The sequence below is a fragment of the Belnapia sp. AC561 genome (assembly GCF_979252845.1).
In genome coordinates this window covers 131,499-150,977 of record NZ_CEEDBP010000001.1, presented here as the reverse complement: position 1 = coordinate 150,977, position 19,479 = coordinate 131,499, and the positions used below count along the sequence as shown (strand labels likewise).

The 19,479-nt window shown below is 69.1% G+C and carries 29 protein-coding genes; 2 read left to right on the top strand and 27 right to left on the bottom strand.

Going from position 1 to position 19,479, the window contains the following annotated elements; genetic code table 11:
• Positions 1–67: 67 nt before the first annotated feature.
• From AC0IW9_RS00815 to AC0IW9_RS00730, 18 genes are all read right to left on the bottom strand, one after another.
• Entirely contained in the window at positions 68–499 is a 432-nt protein-coding gene (locus tag AC0IW9_RS00815; RefSeq protein ID WP_471646300.1) for a DUF6950 family protein, read from the bottom strand.
• Complete coding sequence (locus tag AC0IW9_RS00810; protein ID WP_471646299.1) at positions 496–1,077, bottom strand: hypothetical protein; 582 nt, start codon at positions 1,075–1,077, stop codon at positions 496–498. The genes AC0IW9_RS00815 and AC0IW9_RS00810 overlap by 4 nt, the downstream gene beginning before the upstream one ends.
• A complete protein-coding gene (locus AC0IW9_RS00805) occupies positions 1,077–1,703 on the bottom strand; it encodes a hypothetical protein (RefSeq protein WP_471646298.1) in 627 nt (208 codons plus the stop codon). Before AC0IW9_RS00805 ends, AC0IW9_RS00810 begins: the two co-directional genes overlap by 1 nt.
• Positions 1,703–3,907 carry a hypothetical protein gene (locus AC0IW9_RS00800; RefSeq protein ID WP_471646297.1) on the bottom strand — a complete coding sequence of 735 codons (2,205 nt, stop codon included), beginning with the start codon at positions 3,905–3,907 and terminating at the stop codon, positions 1,703–1,705. Before AC0IW9_RS00800 ends, AC0IW9_RS00805 begins: the two co-directional genes overlap by 1 nt.
• Positions 3,904–4,050 (bottom strand): hypothetical protein, encoded by a 147-nt coding sequence (locus AC0IW9_RS00795; protein ID WP_471646296.1) that lies wholly within the window; start codon positions 4,048–4,050, stop codon positions 3,904–3,906. Before AC0IW9_RS00795 ends, AC0IW9_RS00800 begins: the two co-directional genes overlap by 4 nt.
• A 68-nt stretch (positions 4,051–4,118) precedes the next feature.
• Complete coding sequence (locus AC0IW9_RS00790) at positions 4,119–4,667, bottom strand: hypothetical protein (RefSeq protein ID WP_471646295.1); 549 nt, start codon at positions 4,665–4,667, stop codon at positions 4,119–4,121.
• Positions 4,667–5,617 carry a phage tail tube protein gene (locus AC0IW9_RS00785; protein WP_471646294.1) on the bottom strand — a complete coding sequence of 317 codons (951 nt, stop codon included), beginning with the start codon at positions 5,615–5,617 and terminating at the stop codon, positions 4,667–4,669. The genes AC0IW9_RS00790 and AC0IW9_RS00785 overlap by 1 nt, the downstream gene beginning before the upstream one ends.
• Positions 5,618–5,629: 12 nt before the next feature.
• On the bottom strand, positions 5,630–6,070 hold the full coding sequence (locus AC0IW9_RS00780) for a phage tail terminator protein (RefSeq protein WP_471646293.1): 441 nt from the start codon (positions 6,068–6,070) through the stop codon (positions 5,630–5,632).
• 2 nt (positions 6,071–6,072) lie between these two features.
• On the bottom strand, positions 6,073–6,654 hold the full coding sequence (locus AC0IW9_RS00775) for a hypothetical protein (protein ID WP_471646292.1): 582 nt from the start codon (positions 6,652–6,654) through the stop codon (positions 6,073–6,075).
• A complete protein-coding gene (locus AC0IW9_RS00770; RefSeq protein WP_471646291.1) occupies positions 6,651–6,968 on the bottom strand; it encodes a head-tail adaptor protein in 318 nt (105 codons plus the stop codon). The genes AC0IW9_RS00775 and AC0IW9_RS00770 overlap by 4 nt, the downstream gene beginning before the upstream one ends.
• On the bottom strand, positions 6,968–7,621 hold the full coding sequence (locus tag AC0IW9_RS00765) for a head-tail connector protein (protein WP_471646290.1): 654 nt from the start codon (positions 7,619–7,621) through the stop codon (positions 6,968–6,970). Before AC0IW9_RS00765 ends, AC0IW9_RS00770 begins: the two co-directional genes overlap by 1 nt.
• Positions 7,622–7,641: 20 nt before the next feature.
• The gene (locus AC0IW9_RS00760) at positions 7,642–7,926 is read right to left on the bottom strand and encodes a hypothetical protein (protein ID WP_471646289.1); all 285 of its coding nucleotides are present in this window, start codon (positions 7,924–7,926) and stop codon (positions 7,642–7,644) included.
• 81 nt (positions 7,927–8,007) lie between these two features.
• Positions 8,008–9,318, bottom strand: coding sequence for a phage major capsid protein (locus AC0IW9_RS00755; protein ID WP_471646288.1), 1,311 nt, complete (start codon positions 9,316–9,318; stop codon positions 8,008–8,010).
• A gap of 8 nt (positions 9,319–9,326) precedes the next feature.
• A complete protein-coding gene (locus AC0IW9_RS00750) occupies positions 9,327–10,211 on the bottom strand; it encodes a head maturation protease, ClpP-related (protein WP_471646287.1) in 885 nt (294 codons plus the stop codon).
• Positions 10,198–11,415 carry a phage portal protein gene (locus tag AC0IW9_RS00745; RefSeq protein WP_471646286.1) on the bottom strand — a complete coding sequence of 406 codons (1,218 nt, stop codon included), beginning with the start codon at positions 11,413–11,415 and terminating at the stop codon, positions 10,198–10,200. The genes AC0IW9_RS00750 and AC0IW9_RS00745 overlap by 14 nt, the downstream gene beginning before the upstream one ends.
• 84 nt (positions 11,416–11,499) lie before the next feature.
• Positions 11,500–13,143 carry a terminase large subunit gene (locus tag AC0IW9_RS00740; protein WP_471646285.1) on the bottom strand — a complete coding sequence of 548 codons (1,644 nt, stop codon included), beginning with the start codon at positions 13,141–13,143 and terminating at the stop codon, positions 11,500–11,502.
• Positions 13,144–13,175: 32 nt separating this feature from the next.
• Positions 13,176–13,598 carry a hypothetical protein gene (locus AC0IW9_RS00735; RefSeq protein WP_471646284.1) on the bottom strand — a complete coding sequence of 141 codons (423 nt, stop codon included), beginning with the start codon at positions 13,596–13,598 and terminating at the stop codon, positions 13,176–13,178.
• A 143-nt stretch (positions 13,599–13,741) separates the two neighbouring features.
• Complete coding sequence (locus AC0IW9_RS00730; RefSeq protein ID WP_471646283.1) at positions 13,742–14,125, bottom strand: HNH endonuclease signature motif containing protein; 384 nt, start codon at positions 14,123–14,125, stop codon at positions 13,742–13,744.
• Positions 14,126–14,164: 39 nt separating this feature from the next.
• On the opposite strand from AC0IW9_RS00730, the gene AC0IW9_RS00725 reads away from it, so the two are divergent.
• Entirely contained in the window at positions 14,165–14,725 is a 561-nt protein-coding gene (locus AC0IW9_RS00725; RefSeq protein ID WP_471646282.1) for a helix-turn-helix domain-containing protein, read from the top strand.
• 233 nt (positions 14,726–14,958) lie between these two features.
• Positions 14,959–15,402, top strand: a complete 444-nt coding sequence (locus tag AC0IW9_RS00720) for a helix-turn-helix domain-containing protein (protein WP_471646281.1) — start codon at positions 14,959–14,961, stop codon at positions 15,400–15,402.
• 65 nt (positions 15,403–15,467) lie between these two features.
• Here AC0IW9_RS00720 and nusG read toward each other — a convergent pair whose 3' ends face one another.
• The 9 genes from nusG to AC0IW9_RS00675 all read right to left on the bottom strand — a co-directional run bounded on the left by nusG (position 15,468) and on the right by AC0IW9_RS00675 (position 19,274).
• Positions 15,468–16,079: a transcription termination/antitermination protein NusG gene (gene nusG / locus AC0IW9_RS00715; protein WP_471646280.1), complete on the bottom strand. Its 612-nt coding sequence runs from the start codon at positions 16,077–16,079 to the stop codon at positions 15,468–15,470.
• Between the two features lie 15 nt (positions 16,080–16,094).
• The gene (locus AC0IW9_RS00710) at positions 16,095–16,271 is read right to left on the bottom strand and encodes a hypothetical protein (protein WP_471646279.1); all 177 of its coding nucleotides are present in this window, start codon (positions 16,269–16,271) and stop codon (positions 16,095–16,097) included.
• Positions 16,268–17,185 carry a DUF1376 domain-containing protein gene (locus AC0IW9_RS00705; RefSeq protein WP_471646278.1) on the bottom strand — a complete coding sequence of 306 codons (918 nt, stop codon included), beginning with the start codon at positions 17,183–17,185 and terminating at the stop codon, positions 16,268–16,270. Before AC0IW9_RS00705 ends, AC0IW9_RS00710 begins: the two co-directional genes overlap by 4 nt.
• Positions 17,182–17,373, bottom strand: a complete 192-nt coding sequence (locus tag AC0IW9_RS00700) for a hypothetical protein (protein WP_471646277.1) — start codon at positions 17,371–17,373, stop codon at positions 17,182–17,184. Before AC0IW9_RS00700 ends, AC0IW9_RS00705 begins: the two co-directional genes overlap by 4 nt.
• Entirely contained in the window at positions 17,370–17,609 is a 240-nt protein-coding gene (locus tag AC0IW9_RS00695) for a hypothetical protein (protein ID WP_471646276.1), read from the bottom strand. The genes AC0IW9_RS00700 and AC0IW9_RS00695 overlap by 4 nt, the downstream gene beginning before the upstream one ends.
• On the bottom strand, positions 17,609–18,118 hold the full coding sequence (locus tag AC0IW9_RS00690) for a hypothetical protein (protein WP_471646275.1): 510 nt from the start codon (positions 18,116–18,118) through the stop codon (positions 17,609–17,611). Before AC0IW9_RS00690 ends, AC0IW9_RS00695 begins: the two co-directional genes overlap by 1 nt.
• Positions 18,119–18,122: 4 nt before the next feature.
• Positions 18,123–18,773 (bottom strand): hypothetical protein, encoded by a 651-nt coding sequence (locus tag AC0IW9_RS00685; RefSeq protein ID WP_471646274.1) that lies wholly within the window; start codon positions 18,771–18,773, stop codon positions 18,123–18,125.
• Positions 18,774–18,775: 2 nt separating this feature from the next.
• Positions 18,776–18,967: a hypothetical protein gene (locus AC0IW9_RS00680; protein ID WP_471646273.1), complete on the bottom strand. Its 192-nt coding sequence runs from the start codon at positions 18,965–18,967 to the stop codon at positions 18,776–18,778.
• Between the two features lie 178 nt (positions 18,968–19,145).
• A complete protein-coding gene (locus AC0IW9_RS00675; RefSeq protein ID WP_471646272.1) occupies positions 19,146–19,274 on the bottom strand; it encodes a hypothetical protein in 129 nt (42 codons plus the stop codon).
• Between the last annotated feature and the right edge of the window lie 205 nt (positions 19,275–19,479).

Genomic DNA, 19,479 nt, shown 5'->3' with positions numbered 1-19,479 from the left:
CTCCGAATTGTCCGGCCCGGCCGGAATGCTGTTGGGGGCGGCCCGCTTTGCATGGGGGCCAGACGCGCTAGATTGCCCAGGTCCGCTTCGCATACCGCCGCGGCAGGAAGCGCAGCCCGTCGAGGCCGGTGATCCCGATGCGGTCGTCGAGGACGACGCCGACCAGCATCTGGTTACCGGTGTCGACCAGGGCCCAGTCGCCCCGCATGGCGAAGGCCGGCGGGCATTCGGGGGCGCCGAACTCCTCCATCGTCTGCGCGACCGCCGCCTCGAAGCCGCCCCGCTCGGCGAGGATGGCCTCGAGCGCCGCCTCGTCGTCATAGGAGCCGCGGATCCAGGCGGCCGGGTCCTCGCCTGTCAGGGCGACCGTGACGTCGGCCGCGAAGCCGGCACAGTCCTGGCCGCCCCAGTAGAAAGGCGCCTCCCGGCGGTCCTCGACGATCGCGGCCAGCCGCTCCGGCCAGTCGGGAAAGCGGCGCCGGGCCGGTGCGGTCCTCACCGGTTATGGTCCCACCAGGCGCGGCCGGGCCAGACCAGCGCCTTCTCGACGGTCGAGGCGACGAAGCGCAGGCCGGCGTCGTCGGGGTAGACCCGGCGCTGATCCTCGTCGGTGTAGCGCCGGACCTTCGGCCGCTCCCAGTCCGCCAGGCGGTTCTGCAGCCGGACGGTCACCGTCGCGGTATCGCCGACGCGAACGTCCATCTGATCCATTCGGCCGCGAAAGAACAGGATCGGCGCGGCGATCGGCTGATAGGTGGCCGGGTCGAGTGGGACCTCCCAGACCGTGCCGCGGCGGCCCTGGTAGGCCTGGATCAGGGCGATTGCCACGCTATCCCGCGGTATGCCGGAGAGCTGAACCGATAGGTCGAAGCTCCGCAGCTCGGCGCTTTCCTCGATAGCCGAGATCCCGCCGAGGGCGCCGACCCCGAGGAAGGGCGAGCCATTCAGGACGATATCCGCCGGCGACCCGTTCATCCGAACGAAGCCGGAGGGGAAGTCCAGCTCGATCGCCACCGTCCGGACCGGGGTCTCGCTGGCGACCGCCGCCGCGGCGGCCGGGGATAATCCTCGGGTCATCAGAAGATGGCCTCCTCGATCTGCAGCGACACGGCGGCGAAGACCCCGCGCTCGTAGTCGAGCCCCTGGTCGTCGCTGGACAGCCGCCAGATCGCCTTCGGGGCGGTGATCTCGATCGGCGTGCCATTGGTCGGCGAGCGGCGGATCGGCGGGGCGATTGGCAGCGGGCCGAGGCCGGCGTTATCGGTGAAGACGTCCTCGGTCAGCATGTGCATGACGGCGCGGCCGGTCGGATCGGTCCAGCCGACCAGGTCGCCGGTCCGGAAGGCGTAGGCCCCGCCGCCGGCCGCCCATCCGGTGGTGATCAGGACACGGCCGCTCTGCCCGGCGCCGCTGACCGCCGGCGCGCCGCCGCGGGTGCCACGCCGGGGCATGGTGGCCGACGGCCCCCAGCGGAACCGCCCGGCCCGGCCGCCGAGGGAGGCGATAAAGGCCTGCATGATGCGCCACTGGGCCTCCGGCAGGTTCGCCCAGCGCAGCTCGGCCATCCAGCGGGAGCCGGGCTGCTCGAGGGTCTGCTCGGTGCCGTCGAAGGGCGAGCGGCCGCCCGACTGGGTATTGGCGGCGAGTGCCAGCCGGGCGGAATTCGGGTTCCGCAGGGTGGCGGGCCAGTTGAGGATCGCCATCAGCGCCGCCCGAAGGTGCGCGCATCGGCGCCGCCGCGGTTGACCCGCGCGGTCAGGTCGGCGCGGGAGGCGGCGAGGATGGCGGGGACGCGCCGGGCGAGGACCGCATCGATCCGCTGCTCGACCCCGGCGTCGGCGCCGCGGGCGTCGATGGAGATCTGAGGCCCGCCGCCGCCCCCGTTCATGGTGACCGGGATGGTCCGGCCGTCCGGCAGGGGGACATAGGCCTCGGCGTTGACCCGACGCTCGCCGAAGATGGCGACCTGCGGGCTGCGCGCGATACCGCCGCCGGCGTATTTCTTCAGGGGAAGGTCGCCGAGCGCCGTCATGATCCCGCCGTTCGCATAGAGGCCGCCGTAGGCCGGTGTGGCGGCCGGAGCCGGGGCAGCGCCGCCGCCGAAGTAAGAGCCGATCGCGCCGGTGATCTGCCCGCCCAGCGCCCCAGCCGCCTGCTCGAGCTGCTTGCCGACGGTCGCTTTGAAGATGATCTGGGCGATCTGCTTCTCGAGCGAGGTCAGCACGTCGCCGACCTTCTTCCCCTCGAAGGCGACCCCGCTGAAAGCCTCTTCGAAGGCGCTGCCGATATTGGCGACCGCCCCGGAGAAGTCCTTCAGCTTCCGCATCTGCTCGTCGCCGAAGGCCAGGTCGCCGGCGTTCTTGATCCGCTGCAGGGCCTCCGGGGAGGCCGGATCGAGGCCCTGCCCGGTGATGCGCTGCCGCTCGTTGAACTCGCCGAGGAAGCGGGCCCGCTCGTCCGGCAGCATGCCCATGGCGGTGCGGTTCGCACCCTGCTGCCCGAAGGCCTGGCCCTGCTGAAAGAGCGCGTTGCGGTTCTGGATCGCCTCGTTCAGCCCGACGATCTGCTCCCGCTGGCCGCGGATGGTCGCCAGCTGCTCCTCGAGCGCCGCCTTGGTCCGCGGATCGGTCTCGGTCTTGATCCGCGCCTGAATGGCGAAGGTGACCTTGTCGACCTCGAAGGCCTGGCGCGCCAGCATCGCCTCCCGCGGCGTCTCGGCCGTGGCCAGGGCCTGCGCCAGCTTCAGCTGCTCATTCGAGCGCAGGATCTCCGCCTGACCGCCGCGCAACGCCGACTGGAAGCGGTTCTCCTCCGCCTGCGCCGAGCGGCCCGCCGCCGCCGCGCGCTTGGCCTCGGCCTCGGCCGCCTGGGCGACGGCGTAGGCCTGGCTGTCGGTCGCGGCGGCGACCCGGGCGCGAATGACCCGCTCCGCCTCGAGCCCGACCAGGCCCTTCTCCCGGGCCTCATTCTCGCCGCGGATCCGCGCCTGCTCGATCGCCGCCTGCTGCGGGTTCATGCCGCGGACCCGCCGGGCCTCGGCCGCCTCGCGCTCGGCACCCTCGATCAAGTCGCGGCCGGCGCCGAAGCTGCCCGGGGAGCCGTTGAGCCGGTCGAGGGTCGCCCGCTCCCGCGTCTGCCGCCGGGTGGCCTCGTCCGCCTCGAAGCGCGCGGCCTGCAGCTGCTGCTCGAGCGCGGCGATCGTCGCCGCGCCCTCGGCCGGGGTCTGGCCGGTGACGCCGCGCCGCCTCGCCAGCGCCGACGGCGAGGGGCCGGTCGAGGCGCCGCCGCGGGCGCGGGCGAGATCCGCCTCCAGCTCGGCGATCCGGCCCCCGGCCTCCTCGGCGTCGTTGCTGGCCTTGCCCAGCTCGGTCGTCGCCGCGGTGCGGGCGTTGCTCAGCTGCTCCTGCCGCAGCCGGGTCGTCTTCTCGATCGTGGTCTCGAGCAGGCTGTTGATGGAATTCTGCCCGGCGATCCATGCCTGGTTCGCTTTGGTGATCGCCTCGACGCTGGTCGCCACGTCGAGCAGCTTCAGCACCAGGATGCCGACGGTCAGCACGGCGCCGGCGATCGCGCCACCGGTGCCGAACACGCCGAGGAACTGCGAGGCCTGCTGCGACAAAGCGGTCATCGCCGAGGTCCCGCCCTGAACCTGGACCGCGAAGTCCTGCAGCTGGTAGCCGGCGGACTGGACGCCCTGCTGCAGGCGGCCGAACTGGGCCGTGCCTTCCTTGGCGCCCTCGCTGACCTGGGTCAGCCCACCGCCGCGGGCCCCGGCCTTCGCCGTCGCCGCCTCGAGCCGGCGCAGCGCCTCCTCGCCCGCCGTACCCATGGCGCGGAGGTCGGCCTGCAGCTTCTCGGCATTGCCGACCGAAAGCTGCAGGGTGATCGCGCGAGTGCTGCCGCTCATTCTGCAGTTTCCTTGCGGTCAGCCAGGCCGGAGCGAATGCCCTCAGCCGCGGCCATGACGAGATCGGCCGCGATAGCCGCCGGGACGCCAGCGGCTTTGGCGAGGGCGAGCGCCCCGCCCATGTCGACCGTGGCGACCGTCATCCCGCCGCCGGTCAAGCTGGCCTCGGCCGCCCGAAGGCAAGCTGCGCCATCGGCGGTCTGCGGCAGGTTCAGCTCGCCTGGACAGGCGGCGCATCCTGGTCGTTCGCCGGCGCCGGCGCCGGGCCACTCGGCTCGGTCTGGGCAGCCGCCACAGGATCGGGCGCCGCCGCTGTATCGCCACTGGCAGAGGTCCCGGAGCCGTTTCCCTCCGTGTCCAGCTGATCCAGCTGCTCGCGGAGGAGGCGATAGAACTCGCGGCCGAGGTCCGGATGCGCAGCGAAGGCGGCCAGGGCTGGCGCGGAAACCGGCAGCGGCTCGCCTGCCTCATCGCCCAGGCCTTCCCACTGGAGGATGGCATACCGGGCATAGGCTTCGCAGAGGAACTGCCACTGCAGGCCCGCCAGCCAGGCCGCATTCGCGCCGTTCGGCCCGTCCGCCGGGAGTGGAGTGCCGGCGGCGGCCGCATCCTCCGCCTCGATCTTCGCCGGGCGAACCCGGTTGAGAGCGTCGGAGAAGGCGGCCTCCGAGATCGCGGTGGTGAGCGGCCGCACCTGCACCTTGACGCCGTGCGGCAGGGTCAGCCAGCGCGGCTGCCGGTCGAGGGACAACTTGAGCATCAGTACGCCGCCACTTGGTTCTTTAGGGTGACCTGCAGCAGGCAGGCCGCCGTCGGGTCGTAGCCGGCGATGAACGGCAGGGTCATCGACACGCCCCGGGGGCCATCGACCGCGCGGCCGCGGCGCTGGAGGAAGGCCCGGGGATAGAGGAAGGTGATCGAGGTGTTCGCCGCGATGGTGAGGCTGTACTCGATCGCCACCGGGGTCTTCGCTATGGCCATGTCGACCTGGCTATGGTCCTTGAAGCGCAGCTGCACCTCGCCCGAGCCCTTCGACTGGCCGAAGTCGACCCCCTCGACCTGATCATCGCTGCGGATCGTGTCGTCGACCGCCGCCATGTCGTTCGTGAACCGCATGGTCCCGCCGGTGACCGCCGCCAGGGTGGACCCGGCCAGCCTCACCAGACCCTGCGGCCGCTGGAACCGGGTGAAGGCGGCGGTCGTCGGCGTACCGGCCCCGCTGCTGCCCGCGGTGATCTCCTGCATGCCCAGCAGCCCGATGGTGGCGTCGGCGCCGCCGGTGTCCGAAACCCCGATGTCCAACGTGTTGGCTCGGACGCCGAGGTAACGCTCGAAGCGGGTGATGTCCGGGAAGGCCTTCTCGAAGCCCATGCTGGGCAGCGCGGCAGAGCCCGACTTGAAGACGTGGGTGTAGTTCGTGGTCCCCGTCGTGGTCGGCGAGCCCAGCAGCAGCCGGAGCCACTTGCCGAAATGCACGGTATCGAGCGGCACCCGGGCCGGGCCGCCGACGGTCACCTTGCCATAGAAGGGATCGGCTGCGTCCCGGTTCGGATTGGCCGACAGGATCTCGTCCTGCGACAGCTCCTGATCGGCGCCGAGGCCGAAGGTGAAGCAGGGCATCTGGTCCCAGTTGCCCGTGGGAGCGGTGTTCTCGGTGGTCTCGATCTTGGAGTAGAGCTTGAAGCTCGCTCCCTGCGCGCCGACTGGCATGGCGATGCTCCTTCAGGTTAGGTCGCGGACCAGCGCCGTCGACGTGATGTCGCACTGCGCCCAGGACCTGGCGCGGGTGAAGCTTTCGCCCTCGGCGAGGGTCAGGCCGTCCATCAGGATCAGCCCATAGAGGGCCGGATCCGGCGACCAGCCGAGCAGCGCGTCGCGGACCTGGGTGAAACAGGTGATCAGCTGCTCGCTGGCGTCCTGCCCGCGCGCGTCGACGGCGGAAGAGACCGCGAGGACGATGGACAGCTGCGAATTGACCTCCTGGTCCAGGCCGGAGAGCAACTCCTCGCCGGTCGGGGTGATCCCCTGCAGCAGGACGAAGGCATGCGGGACCGGGAGATCGTCGGCGGTGACCGCCCGCTTGTAGTCGATCGACCCGGCGACCCGGTTCTCGAAGATCGGGCACTCCGCCCGCAGGCGCGGGATGATCAGTCTCGGCCGCATGGTTATCTCCCGAAGGCGACGAAGAGGTCGACCGCCCGCTCGACCCGGGCCTGCATCTCGACGTCGAGCCGGGCCTGTAGCGGTGAGAAGACCGGCCGCGGGGCGATGGCGCCGACCCGCCGGTTCACGCTCTTGCCCCGCTGGCTGCGCTGGGTCCGCTGCTTGGTGCCGAACTCGAGGAAGTGCCGATAGAAGGCCGTCCCGCGGTCGGCGAAGATGGTCGCGCCGTAGGCCTTCGTCTTGACCCGGATCGAGCGCAGCTCGGTCCCGGTGAAGCTGGCTGGCGCCTCGCCCGGCGCGGAGGCCCGGTAGGCCCGCGTCTTGACGCTGCGGCGCACGACGGTCCGGACATTCGCCGTCCGCCCGAAGATGATGGTCTTACGGCTGCTGCGGCGGAAGGCGGCCCGGCTGGACTGTCCCCCGTAGGCCTTGCCCGATTTGGGCCGGCGCAGCTCGTTCTTCAGCTCGGCCTCGAACCGCTTCGCCAGGTCGCGGACCGCGCCGCGGAGCGTCTCGTCCAGCCGGCGCGCGGCGATCTGCAGGTCAAGGAAGGTCTCGCGGCCGCTGATCTTGAGGTCGATCACGTCGTCAACTCTTCGGCCATGATTTCGAGCCAGGTGCGCCGCCCGTCGATATCGCGGGCGTCGGTCACGCTGAACCGCCGGCTGCCCTGGCTGATGAAGTCGAAGGCGGCGGCGTCGCGGTACCGCATGACGATGCGATGCGTCGGGCCCTCGCCGACCTGGATCGTCGCGGCGTAGACCGAGCCCTTGGTCGCCTCGATCTGCGCCCAGGTATGCGCGATGGCGGTATAGGTCTCGGTCAGGCTGACCTCGGCGTCCGGCGCCTGGGTCCGCTTCTCGAGGGCGACGTGATGCCGCAGCCGGCCGGCCGGCATCAGAGCACCCGCGGCAGGCGGTAGGGGGTCAGCAGCCGCTCGACCGCCGGATTGGCCTGCAGGTTGCGGTTCTGCGTTCCCTCGCGGTTCTCGAAGAAGTCGCCGATCAGCAGGAACATGGCCGCTTTGAGTGGGGCCGGGACGGCGCTGGGGCTGGCATAGCCGGCCCGGTACTGGATCCGGACCGCACCGCGGAGGCTGGCGACCACGCCCGGCCAGACGCTGCCGGGGTAGACCTGCGCCGGGGTGGCGAAGTCGCCGCTGGGGGCGTCCAGCTGCCACGCCGAGGTCGGCAGGATGGTGGCCGCGCCGGCGGCGTCATAGGTCGAGATCGAGAGCAGGGAGATGCAGGGCGGCATGGGCAGCTCGATCGGCGCGCAGCGCCCGGGGAAGCCGGAGAGGCGCAGCTCCCAGTCCTGCGGCAGCAGGGCCCGGCCGGTGATGGCCTCGACGTGCTGCCGGGCGGCGACGATCCAGCCCTGGATCAGCGCGTCCTCGGCCGTCGTCTCGACCTTCAGGTGCGCCTTCGCCTCGAGCAGCACGATCGGCTCGACCGAGGGCGGCGCGACCTGGCGGAGGACCGTGGTGCCGCGCTGCAGCGCGACCTCGCCGCCGAACCAGCCGAGCGCGGGGTATCCAAGATCAATGGGCATGGCCTACCCCGCGCCGCTGGTCAGTACGTCGGATCGTTGAAGTCGATCTGGCTGCTCTCGGCCGGCAGGCCCTTGCGGGGCGTGCTGTCGATCGCCGGATGCCCCATCGGCAGGGCGTCGACGACCGCCTGCTCGACGGTCGCGCCCGACGTCGCGGTCGTCGTGGTCGCTTCGGCGGTGCTGCCCTCGGTCTCGGGCTTCGAGGAGGGATTCGCGGCCGCGGCCTGCTTCGCCTCCGCCAGATCCTTCTCGCGCTCCGCGGCCAGCTCGGCCTCGGTCTTCTGCGCCTGCGCCTTCGTCGTCATGCTCTCGCCCTCTGTTTGCTGGCTGTTTGACTGACTGCGCCCCGAAACGGGGAAAGGGCGGCCCGAAGGCCGCCCCGTCTGCTACGCCGCGACCTTTAGGAGCCGCATCGGCTCGGGGTTCTTCACCCCGCCGCCGACCCGCTTCGTCGTGTAGAAGCCGACATAGGGCTTGTTGGTCAGGGCATCGCGCAGGACCCGGATGCCGACCCGGTCGACGACAACATAGGTCGCGGCCAAGTCGCCATAAGCCGCGACGATGTTGCCGGCCGCGACGTTCTGCATGTCCGGCAGGTCGACGACCGGCTGCCCGCCGATGGTCGCCGGCTCGCCCGCCTGGAAGCTCGGCTGCCAGAGATACTGGCCGTTGCTGTCCTTCAGCTTGCGCGCCGCGGCGGTCGAGGAGCGGTTGATGAAGAGGCGCGCATTGGCCTGGAAGGCGGCCGGCAGGTCGTAGAACAGGCTGATGAAGCCATCGGTCGTCAGTGCCGCCGCGGCGCCGCTGTTGACCACGGGGATCGCACCCCAGGGGTGCCGGGCCGCATTGGTGCCGCCGGTCGCATAGGTCAGCAACCCATACGGCTTATTCGTGCCGTCGCCGGTGGCGAAGGCGATGCCCTCCTGCCGAAGGAACTCGGTCTCGACCTCGTCGGCGAGCCAGGTCTCGACGTTGAACTCGATATCGTCGAGCGCGTCCTGCGTCGAGAACGGGAAGGCATAGATCTGCCCCGGGGTGAAGGTCAGCGGCGCCAGCGTCGGCGTCGAGGTGGCCGGCCGGGACGCGGTTTCGCCGACCCAGCCGCTGCCGACCGCGCGGTCGGAGAACAGATGGGTATAGCCGGCCTTGGTGATCGACTTGACCGTCGCGTACTGGCGGAAGGGCGAGACGATCTTCAGCTTCTTCTCGACCTCGCGGTCCCACTCGATCGGCGCGGCGTAACCGCCATCGCCGGCCGAGCCGACCGAGATCGCGGCGCGGATGCCGGTCTTCTGCGCCGCCCGGACCTCGCGCTCCTGCTCGCCGGTGCGGAACCAGTCATCGAAGGTCTGGGCATAGGCCCGGTCTTCGGCCGACTGGGGCTCGCGGGTGCCGCCGGCGCCGGCGTTGATGCCGGCGAGCTGCAGGTTCGCGGTATCGAGGGCGGCTTGCAGGCGACCGACGTCCGCGCTGATGCGCTCGACCTTCTCGTCGAGGACGACGTCAGCCTTGGCCTTCAGCGCCTTGTCGTTCTCCTGCTTGAAGGCCTCGAAGGAGGTCTGCAGGTTCGCCAGGATCTTCGCCGGATCGACGCCGGCATCGGCGCGCGGCGCGGCATAGACGGCGCGGGGCCGGCGCGCCGCGTGCGACGAAAGCGCCGTGGATGCCGCCAGGCTGGCGGCGCGGGGGATATGCATCGGGGGTCCTATGACTTGAAGGAAGCGAGGAGATCGACGGCAGCGCCGATCCACGGGGGAGTGCCAGCGTCCGGCTTGGCATCGCGGGCAGCGTCCGGCTTGCCCTTGATCTGAGAGAGGATCGCCCGGGCTTCGGTCCGCGGGTGTTCCTTGCAGAGTGCTAGCTCCGCGACATTCAACGCCGACCGGACCTTGCCCTGCTCGCGGGCGGCCGGATCCTCGGCGATGGCATCGGAGGCGAGGAGGGCATCGGCGAAGCCAAGCTCGACCGCCTGGCTGCCGCCGAAATAGGTCCCGTCGCCGCGCGCGGCTTCCATCCAGCCAACCACCGCCTTGACGTCCTGCCCGGTGCGGGTGGCGTAGACGTCAGCCATCGCTGCGTCGAAGGGCTCCAGCCAGGCGGCGGTCTCGAGCATGTCGTGCCGATTGCCGACCGCCATGACCCAGCAATTGTGGATCATCAGGAAGGAGGCGGCGCCGATCTGGATCTCGTCGCCAGCCATGGCGATGATCGAGGCGGCGGAAGCGGCCAGGCCGAGGATCTTGACCGTCACCTTGCCCGGGTGCTCGCGCAGGATGTTGTAGATCGAGATCCCTTCGAACATGTCCCCGCCGGGGCTGTTCAGATGGACCTCGACGTCCCGGGCGCCGATCGATCGCAGCGCCGCGGCGACCCGCTTCGCGGTGACCCCGCCGCCGGTCCAGAAGTCCTCGCCGATGACGTCGTACATGGTGATGACGTTGTCGCCGACCTCGCCGGCTGCCTTGATCCCGGCATTCCACTTCTCGAAAGCGGCCGGCCGGGAGGGCGTGGCGACGTCGCCGGGGCGGCGGGCGTCGATCTTGCCCGGCTTGCCCTTCGCATAGACCGTCGGCCGATTACGCTGCTGCATTGCCGGGGGCTCCTGCTTTCGCCGGGGTGGCCGGCTGGGTCATCGGATTGGTCAGCTTGTCGGCGTCCGGGTCGGTGCTCCGGCCCTGGCCGGTGACGTCGCGGACCTCGTTCTGCGTCATCCAGCCCCGCGCGCCGCCGGCGCCGAGCGCCTTGGCGAAGAATTCGGCCTGGTCTTTCAGGGTGCCGCGCAGCAGCTCCTGCTCGTCGAAGTCGGCGCGGTAGCCCTGCCTGCGCTCCTCGCGGGTGAGGCAGACCCGGCCGATGCCCTCCTCCCAAATGCGGAACCAGGGGGCGAGGCCGAACCGGACGAAGAGGATCGCCAGCTGCTCGATCCCGGTCCCCCAGCTGGTGTCGTCCATCATCAGCAGCGGCCGGGGGACGCCGAAGGCCCGGGCGACCTCCTCGATCTGCATCGTCCGCTGCTCGACGTGCTGGCTATCCCGCGACGTGCTCGGCAGGGCCTTCATATCGAGGCCTTCCTCGGCGACCAGCCACTCCGCGGCATTGTCGGCGCCGGACTTGGCCCGGAGGCTTTCCCTCAGCCGCTGAACCGCCCCGTCGCTGAGGGTCTTCGGGTGCGACAGCACGCCGCCGGCGAGGACGCCGTTGGCGAAGAGGCGGGCGGCGGCGCGCTCGGCCTGCAGAGCGATGCCGATCGCCTCCTGCGCCACGCCCAGCCGCGAGATCCCGTCGACCCCGTCCTTCGTCAGCCCGCGGAGATGCAGGATCTCGGCCTGGTTGTAGTCGACCGGCCCGCCGCGCTCGCGGTTGTAGGTATAGGTGATCGTCCAATCGAGGTTCTGCCGCCAGGTCACGCGGCTGGGGTCCAGCGGGATCAGCGCCAGGATCCGGCCGGCGGAGCGGATGACAAGCGCATAGGCGTTGCCGTCGATCAGCAGCCGCGACTGCATGTAGGCCTTGAAGTCGAAGGGCGATTGCCAGCTGTTCGGGCTGTCGGTCAGGACGTCCCACAGCGGATGGCTGGTCGCATCCTCGACCTTCCCCTTGGCGCCTCGCCGCAGGTAGAGCGGCAGCATGCCGATCGAGGAGGTCAGGACGTCGATGCAGCGCCAGACCGCCATGTTCCGGAGCGCGGTATCGCGGCCGACCGTAGCCCCGGAGGCGGTCTTTCCGCCCTTCAGGTAGTCCGCCAGCGCGGGGTCGAGCAACGACATGCCCCACATGCCTTGGGCGTCCGCCATGGGCGGCGAGGCCGAGGCCTGCAGGTCGTCGGATCCGCGGAATAGCTCGCGGACAGCCGCTAGAAACGCCATAGGCCCCTCGCTTCAGGACAGCAGCAACAGGCCGCGGCTTTCGTAGACCGAGGGGCCCTGGCTTTCCGGGTTCATCGCCATCAGGGCCGCCGCATTGAACAGCGCGATCAACGGGTCGATCTTCGCCGATCCGGCGGTCGCCTTGGTGATGGCGATCGCGTTGCCCTTCTGCTCCGCCTTGGCATTGCCGAGGACCCAGTCCATCAGCGGTTGCCCGCCATGGACCATGGTCCGGTCCGCCAGCCGCCGCTCGACCGTCTTGATCGCCCCATTCAGCCGCCAGCCCTGCGGGATGGCGATCACGGTCCCGGGCTCGATCTCTTTCTGCGCTAGGGCGTCGACGATCGCCGAAATTCCCGCCTGGTCGACCCCGACCCCGTTCTTCTCCGGCAGCAGGCCCGCCGCCTTGATCCGGTCGACGATGTCGGCGACCTCGGCCGCGTCGTCGACACCATCCTCGACCAGCACCAGGTCGCCCTGGTCGGCGAAGTCCCGCAGCCGGGAGGCGATCTCCTTGCGCCGCTCGAGGACCGAGGGATGCGCCCAGGCCCGGCCCCATACCAGCCACTGCCGGGTCAGCCGGTCCCGGCCGATAACCGCCAGGCCGAGGAGATCGTCCAGCCCACCGCCATCGATCCCGACGACCACCGCATCTGACCGCTCGAGGATAGCCTCGAGGTCGACCCCGATCGCCCTGGCCTTCAGCCAATGCTCGGCGCCGACCCAGCCATCGCCGGACAGCCCGAGCCCGATCTCGACGTTCGCATGCTGCGAGGCGAAGAGGAGCAGCGCCTCGGTCCCGTCCTGCTCCGCCTTTGCCAGTTCGCGGTCGAGGAAGGCCAGATCGACCGACTTCCCAAGGTTCGGATTGACCCGGGCCATGTGCGCCGGGGTCTTCCAGCCATTGTCCTGCGCCAGCGCCGGCGGCAGCTCATAGAGGACCGGCAGCAACGGCAGAGCCTGCTTGCCATCGCGGACCCGGCGGGCGGTGTTCAGCTCAGCCCGGAAGACTCCGGCCGGGACGGTCTTCGACTGGGTTGAGATCTGCAGCAGGAACCCCTCTGGCCGGGACGCAAGCGCACCGCGGAGCTCGACGAAGACTTCTCGGGCCCGCGGCTTGGCGGCGAAGACGTGGGTTTCGTCGATCAGGATGTAGGCCGCCTTGACCCCGGTAATCGCGTCGGTGTCGGCCGCCTTGATCTGGATCATCGCGCCGCTCTGGCGATGCTCGATCGTCCGGATATGCCGGCTGATCTTGAAGAGAGCCTTCAGGTCCGGGTCGAGGGCGATCATCCCGGTCGCCGAGCGGAAGGAGATATCCGCAATCTCTTTCGTCGGGGCGATCAGCAGCAGTTCGGCCTCGGGCCGCTGGTTCATGATCGCCGCGGTCAGGATCACGCCGGCGGCGTTGGTCGACTTCCCATTCTTCTTGGGGATCAGCAGGAAGGCCTCGCTGATCGCCCGCCGGCCGGTCTGCGGATCCAGCGCCCCGAACAGGCCCCGGACGATGTCCCGGAACCAGTCGCCGGTCGCATCCGCCAGCGCCGGCGTGCCGATCACGTCCGGCAGCCGGAGGCGGTTGAAGATCCGGACCGCCTTCTCGGCTTCCGGCGACCTCATCCATGACAGGTCGGGGACCAGCGAGCGGCCCGCCATGATCCGGTCCTGCCAGTCGGGACAGGCGACCATCAGTTGGGCGCGCGACCGCGGAAGGCGAGATCGCTGCCCCATTCGGAGCCCTGGCCCGCAAGTTCCGCCGCCCGCTGTGCCTGCTGCTTCTTTCCGAGCTTCTCCGGCTTGGCTTCGGGCTGGGTCTCGCCGCCGCTGAAGGCATTCTCGGCGGCGACCCGATGGGTCATCAGCTCGAGGTGCTTGCCGGCCGAGACATTCCCCTTCCGGGCCGCGGTGTAGAGCAGTTGCAGGATCTCGGCACGGCGCCGGGCCGGGCCGTCAGCCAGCTCGGCCGCGAAGTGCTTCCGCAGGGCCGGCTCGCTGCAGCCGATGACCGCGGCGATCCCGATGTGCTTCATCCCGCAGGCGGCCAGCTCCTCGACCTGCAACCGCTGCTCGTCGGTCGGGACAATCTCCGGGCGGCCGTGTTTCGCTGGCATGAGGATTCCAGAGCAGGCCGGAGGGCCGAAAATCCGGTCCGGCGAAAATTATCTTTGCGTGCCGGGGGCGCGGTCCCGGCGGCGTCGAGGGCCAGACTTTCGACCCCCCCCTCCCCGATCCGCGACCGGGGCCGCGGTGGCGCCTACCCCTGCCCGCTGGCCTGCCGCTGCGACGCCTGGGCGTGGCAGGGCCGGCAGATGGGCGCCAAGTTGCTGAGGGCTAGGCGGCGGGGATCAGCCAGGCTGGTGAACCCCTCAAGGTGGTGGACCTCGACCGCTTGGGTCACCCTGCCCTGCTCGGTGCAGCTGCGGCAGAGAGGCTCAGCCTCGAGGACCTGCAGCCGAACACGGCGCCAGTCGGCGTCATAGCCCCGGGATGCGGCGCTGCCCTGCCGGCCGGTGAAGCCGGTACCAGCGCCGGCGCTGCCGACCATGAGGCTCGGCCGAGGGGCGCTGCTGGTGTCGAGCACAGCGAGGGGTGAGATGAGCTGGCGCAGACGAGGCGTGCGGGGCGGGTTGAAGGTCATTGCGTCGGCTCCACCTGATCCTGTTACATCTCGGATCGCATGAACCCGCCAGCATTTGGAGCAGAAGGTCGACCCGCCCCTGACCAGGCCAGCCAAGGGTTCGCCGAAGTCATTTTTCGAGACGACATTCAGAGCAGCATTCAATTTGAAGTAGGAACCATGATCAAACTGCCTGCGAAAGACCTGACCAGCCTCCCAGACAATGGCGACGTTCCCGCTCGAGACTTATCGAGCAGGAAAGCAGATGAGGTTGATCATTATGTTGGTCGACGCGTCAAAGAGCGTCGGATGATGTTGGGCTTGAGCCAGTCCGATCTCGCTGAGAAGGTCGGCGTATCTCACCAACAGGGCCACAAATATGAAACCGGGATGAACCGTATTTCGGCAGGACGTCTTTCGGTCATAGCAAACGTTCTAGACGTTGCTCCAGCTTGGTTTTTTGCAGAATACCAAACATATTTGATTGATACTGCGGCCCCAAAGCAAAAGAAAATGCTCTTGGAGCTTATAAGCAACTTCAATCTTATCACCGATCCACAGCACCAAGACGCAATATCTAAGTTAGCGCGAGCGTTGGCAGCGACACCTTACAGACCTTAGGGCGATTTCCAGTTGATCGGGACTACCACTCCGACATCATCAGCAGGACCCACGTCATCCGGATTAGCCTATCAACTCAGTCACAGCCACGGCAACGCGACGTTGATCGGCAAACAATAACTCCATAGTGAGTGATTAACTTCCGCGTGCGTCTATGAAATTTACCGAACAAGTCATCCCCATTCATTCGGACGTTTAGTACTCAAGGTAGACATATTCTGCAGAGAATGATCGTGAAGACGAACCTTGATGTGAGTTCAGGCGCTGAGCCAGGGGCAGACGATCTTCATGATCCCGCCCAGACTTCGGGCTTCAAAAAGGCCGACAAGGTCGATCAGTATGTTGGTCGGCGAATAAGAGAGCGCCGGCTGATGGTGGGAATGAGCCAGTCTGAACTCGCAGCCAAATTGGGCATCAGCTACCAACAGGCTCACAAATACGAACGTGGTCAAAATCGAATAGCGGTCGGTCGCTTAGTTGTCGCTGCACAAGCCATGAACACTGACCCAGCTTGGTTTTTTGAGGGCTACGAAAGCTCAAGCCTTGCAGTTACGGCACCAAAGAATCAGCGAATGATGCTCGAGATGATGCGTAACGTCGAACTCATTCAGGATATCAGGCAGATCGAAGCGATTTGTGCGATGGCGCGGGCAATGACGGCGAAATCAGAAGACTGAAGCTATCCAGTTCCGGAGAACTGCTTCCAGGGTTGCCAGCACGTAGTTCGAATTCACTGCCGCGGTCAGGGAGTAGGCTCAACTTGGTCTCGGCGCATCTCCGCACGCCGCGGCCCGCCGAGCACTTCGAACAGCAGCCCCACCCGCTCGTCGGTGCTCCACTCGCAAAAAGCACGACGCCCGGCGAAGGGCCCGCCCGTGATGCGCACCCAGGTGCTGGGATCCAGCGGCGGCAGCAGGTCGGGAACCGATAGATCCTCGATCACGCCTTCCTGGCTGGCCCGGCTGAGCAGGAGCATCATGAACCCGACCGAAACAACGGCAGGCGCTTCGCTGTTGCCGATGGCCGAGATGATGCGGGCTACCCCCGGCTCGCCCTTGATGCGCTGCCAGCGGTCACTCGGCTGCCACAGCACGAACAAGTAGCCTGGGAAGGCGGCGCGCGTCTCGGTGCGGCTCGGGCGCTTGCCCGTGGCCGGCAGCCTGATGCGAATGAGGGGCAGGAATGCCTGGAAGTCGAGGCTGCGAACGGAGGCGGCCGCCAGGCGCTCAGCCTGGTACTCGGTGGCGATGACGTGCCACTCCTGGTCCACCATGCGTCCGCAGTCCTGGTCGCCGAAGAGGGCGCCGGGAGGACGATTCGAGCCATAGCGATCGCCGAATCCGGTGTCAATCATTCCCGAAGTGGCCCCTCATGCTGGCTTCCTCGCGGCGGCTTCCGCCTCAGCGCGCTGGATGACCCCGTCGTCGAAGCCGGCCGCCTTCAACCGGGCCGCCGCCTCGATCCAGTCCCGCGTGTCGCCGATCGCCGCACGCCGCGCTGCCTGCTCGGCGCGGAACTGGGCATCGAGCGGGAATGCCTCGCTCACGCCGCAGCTCCCACCGCCACCAGGTCCACCCGCGCCCCAACCGCCGCCTCCAGCGCTGGCCCCCACTCCCGTCGGACGTGGTCGGCGTGGAAGCGCTTCGGCGCCTGGACCGTGGCGCGGCCATCGTGCACCTCGCCGACCTCCAGCGGCTCGATCCAGGTTCGGAAATCGAGGAGCGACATGCCGCGGGCCCGGAACGTCGGCCACAGCGGCGAGGTTGGCTCGGGCAGCGGTGGCGCGGCGGCCGGCGGCGGCCTAGCGGCTTCGGCCACAGCCCGCGGATTGGTCCCGGTGGCGCGGAGCCCGGCGTGCTGCCCGGCCCATCCCGGCGGCCTTGCCTTCCTCCCGATCGGAGATCCGGCCTGTTCCCCCGGCGCGCCAGCGTCGGGGGTTAGGGGGTTTCTTTCTTCTCCCTGTCCCTGTCCCTGTCCCTTGCGATCCTTTAGGGATTCCTCTGGCGATCCTTCCGCGATCCCCTGGCGATCCTCCGGCGATCCTTCTGCGACGTTTTCCGCATCCTTCCGCGATCCCCAACGGACCTCATTCCCCTTCCTTCCGCGAGCCCGCTGCAGGAGCTTCTTCTCCCAGGCCTCCATGGCCTTCTCAGCCACTACGGGGTGATAGAGGCGCCCGTCCGAGCACTTCACCCAGCCATGCATCGCCATGGCCTTGACCTTGCTCCAGCGCGGCCCGGCGCCACTGAGGTAGGCGAGGTCACGGGCATCATCGGGCAGGCTGGCGGCGGGAACCTGCCCCCATGCCTTGCACCAGAGCGCCACCGCCGCCTTGAATTCCTCGCCGGTGCTGCGGGCGAAGAGGCTGCTGTCGAGCAGTCGGGCGCAGTCCAGCGGCATGAAGCCGAAGTCCCGCAGGTCACAGTCGGCCGGCGTCAGCGGCTCCGGGAGCTCGGTCATGCGGCGTTCCTCGAGGGCATCTGCCCCGCCATGAAGATCTCGGCTTCGGTCATGGCCGCGACCTCGGCTGCATCGCGCAGCAAATCGGCAATGAGGCTTGGCAGCAGCTTCACCGGCACGCCGCGGCCCATGCCTTGCAGCATCTGGAGCATCGCAGCATTGGCCCGCATGCGATCGGCGACGGTCATGTCCGCACCTCGAAGACCAGCGACACCACCAGGCGCCCCTGGCACTGCAGGATGATGGCTGGGGCGTCGGCGCTGACCTGCGCCCCGATTGCGCACCAGCCTCGAGCCTCGCCGGCCCACACCTCGGCTGATCCCAGCGCCGCCAGCAGCGCCGCGGGATCGATGCCACGCGTGGCGCCTGGCGCGGGGCCGGTGGGCGCCGGCGGTGGCTCCAGCGGGGTGAGCAGGTCGAGCATCAGGCGCTGACCTTGGCGCCGCTCAGCAGCGCCGGCTGGCGGTGCCATCCGGTATGGTAGGCCCAGCAGACGAGGGCATCGGCGGCGTCGTCTGTGGCCGGCGTGAAGCCCTGCTCGCGGGCCCACGCCAGCACCGCCGCCTTGCTCATGCCCTTCGGGAAGGTGCCGCGGCCCAGCACGTCCTTGCGGGCGGTCTGGACGTGGACCCGGGCGTAGGAGACGCCGTTGTCGAAGCACCAACTCGCCACATGCGCGGCCAGGCCCAGCGCCATCTCGGCGGCGTTCTGCGAGGAGAAGTCGCCGGAGACCAGGGGCGCCTCGCAGATGATCTCGCTGAAGCCATGCACGGCAAGCGCGTCGTCCAGCCAGCTGATCAGCGCCATATAGACGGCGCCATGGCAGGCGCCCTCCAGCTGCACCGCCCCAGCCCGCGGGCGGGCGCCTACGGGGCCGACAGCCCAGCCGGTGCGGCGGGCCAGATCCAGGGCCAGGACGATGCGCACGGCCATGGATTCAGTCCATCGCCCGATGCGAGGCGGCGCTCGATCCCCGCGGCCGGCCGCGGCTACGGCTGCCGGGCTTCGGCGCGGCGCGGCGCTCGATGCCCGCCTTCCCCTTGCCCGGCTTTCTGCCCTTCTTCTCCGGCTTCAGCGGGGTACCGTCCTCCGGCAGGTCGGTGAACAGCCGCTGCGCCAGCGCTGCCTGCCCATCCTGCCAGCCCTTGAAGAACTGCTCGTGGTTGGGCGTGCCGGGCATGAAGCTGTGGTCGGTGGAATTGCGCCCGGCCAGGCCGGCGGCATGCCCCTGTTCGTAGATCGCGGCCATGTCGAGATCGCCGACCGCCTTGTCCGAGGGGGAGCCGGCATCGTCGCTGCCGACGAAGAGCGAGGCCTGCGCGCCGATTGGCAGCTGCGCCCAGCGGCAGTAGCGGAGGGCGGAGGAGAGCAGCAGCTCGGCCTCCTCGGGCTCCATGTTCCGGAGCTTCCAGAAGAGGGCGAAGCCCTTCTTGTCGACGCCCATCTTCTCGAAGCGGGCATGGATGGCACGGGCGAAGCCGGCTGCGCTGGTGCGCTTGGTCTCCGCGGCGACGAACTCGGCGAGGGTGGAGACGAAGTCGTTGGGCGAGGTTCCGCCCTTGGGGATGTCGAGTGTGGGGTCGGGCATGTTCACTCGCTGGGTTGGAGAAAAGGCGCCCCGGAGGCGGGGGCCCCCGGGGCGAGTTGGCCCATCACGCCGGGATCGCGCGAGGCACCGTCGATGGAGGAAACGCCGCTGGGATTGACCGGCCCAGGCCGTGATCGCCCGCGGCCGCGGCTGATGCCGCCCGGCAGCGCGCGGGTGATGGGGGTGGCGCTCAAGGCCGCAGCTCCGGCTCAGCCTGCCGGCGGGAGGTCCTGGCCTTGCGTGCCTCGGCGGCGGCCTGGCGCGCGGCGGCGGGGTTGTCGCAGGGCGTGCAGACCCTGGCGCTCCGCGATGCTGGGATGAAGTCGCCGTCGCAGCGCGGGCATCGGCGAACGGGAATGCACCGGGTGAGACTCATGAGCAATCGTCCCCGGAGACGCCCTCACCGCGGCTGGGTGAGCTGCAGGCGGCGATGGCGATGATCGCCACGACGACGAGGGTGACCAGCGCCCCATGCGCCATGGGGCAGAAGTCAAAGATCATCGTCGATGTCCTCCAGCTCGCCGGCGAAGTCGCTGAGCCGGATGCCGACCTCGAGCACCAGCGCGAAGTAGAGCAGGACGCCGATGAGGTAGCTCATCGCGCGGCGACCTGGACCGCTACATGCGATCGCGTAGCGCCTGCCACCATTCCGCCTTGCGCACTGCCGCGGTTGCGATTTTCTGCCACATGGCCTGCATCCTCCCTG